The 1,600-nt window shown below is 42.4% G+C and carries 2 protein-coding genes; both read left to right on the forward strand.

Annotated features, from left to right (window positions below; translation table 11 throughout):
• The coding region (locus U0M88_RS04760; protein ID WP_331869067.1) for a DNA topoisomerase family protein at positions 1 to 1,410 on the forward strand (1,410 nt) is incomplete at its 5' end.
• Positions 1,407 to 1,600, forward strand: a 194-nt coding sequence (locus U0M88_RS04765; RefSeq protein ID WP_331869068.1) for an FAD-dependent oxidoreductase, incomplete at its 3' end; no start/stop codon positions are given. The genes U0M88_RS04760 and U0M88_RS04765, both read left to right, overlap by 4 nt.

Raw genomic sequence — 1,600 nt, forward strand, 5'->3', positions numbered from 1 at the left:
ACACGTTCTCGCAAAAAACAGGCTCGATTACCATTTACTACTTCAACGCTGCAGCAGGAAGCCAGTACAAAGCTCGGTTTTGGTGCGCGTCGGACGATGAGTATTGCCCAAAAGCTGTATGAAGGTATCGACCTGGGTGGTCAGATGGAAGGTTTGATCACGTATATGCGTAGTGATTCCACTCGATTAAGTGACATCTTTGTCAAAGATGCGATGCAGCAGATCGAGCAGGAATACGGAAAAGAATATGTGGGAAAGCTTCATGCGAAAAATGCTAAAAACGCACAGGATGCACATGAAGCGATTCGACCGACCAATGTTTTAAATACGCCGCAAAGAATCAAACCTTACTTGACCAATGAACAGTACCGTCTTTATGAGATGATTTATGCCAGAACAATGGCTTATCTGATGAGTGATGCGGTTTTTAGTGTGACCAATGTAAAATTAGACTGCAACGGTTGTGAATATGCGGCATCCGGTTCCATCTTAACCTTTGATGGTTATTTAAAGGTCTATGATAAATATGAGAAACAAAAAGATGATCTTTTACCAGCTTTGACAAAGGAAGATGTCTTTGAAGATGTACCTGTTGATGCTAAACAGCATTTTACCGAACCACCGGCTCGCTATACGGAAGCAAAATTGATCAAGGAGCTGGAGGAAAAATCCATTGGTCGTCCAAGCACTTATGCGATGATCATTGATACACTGCAAAAAAGAGGCTATGCCGAACTCAAGGCCGATCCAAACAAGACAACGAAGACAAAAGTTTTCTTTCCAAGTGAACAGGGAATGTTGACGGATGAAAAGCTGCAGGAATATTTTAAAAGTGTGATCAATGTCGAATATACGGCCAATATGGAAAATACATTGGATGAAATTGCGGAAGGACAAATTGACCCGATTGCCTATATGCATACTTTTTATGATGAATTTGCGCCTTTAGTACAATCAGCTTATGAAAAGATGCCTAAAAAAGAACTGGAGCGTGTGGGGCGTACCTGCCCGGAATGTGGTGGTGAACTTGTCTATCGTAACGGAAAATATGGCAAGTTTATTTCTTGTATCAACTTTCCAAAATGTCGCTATACAGAAAGTGAGCAGGATGAACAGACTACACCGGAAGGACAGGAAGAAAAATTCTGCCCGAACTGTGGAGCTAAGATGGTCATCAAAAAAGGTCGTTATGGACCTTTCTGGGCTTGTTCAAACTACCCGGAATGTAAAACAATCGTACCATTAAAGGAAAAGGCCAAACCGGAACCGACGGGAGAAAAATGTCCGGAGTGTGGTCATGATCTAGTAAAGCGCAAATCGCGTTTTGGAACGACATTTATCGGTTGTAGTAACTATCCAAAGTGCCGCTATATCAAAAAAGAAACAAAGAAAAAGGAAGAAAAGTCATGAAAGAAGTCACGATCATCGGTGCCGGATTAGCCGGCTGTGAAGCGGCCTGGCAATGTGCCAAAAGAGGCATACAGGTTCATTTGATCGAAATGCGGCCTGCCAAGAAAAGTCCCGCATTTCATACAGGAAATTTTGCGGAGCTTGTCTGCTCTAATTCTCTTCGTTCCAATGCCTTAAATAATGCTGTGGG

Origin of the sequence: Faecalicoccus sp., assembly GCF_036552745.1 — a bacterium.
Classification (GTDB): domain Bacteria; phylum Bacillota_I; class Bacilli_A; order Erysipelotrichales; family Erysipelotrichaceae; genus Faecalicoccus.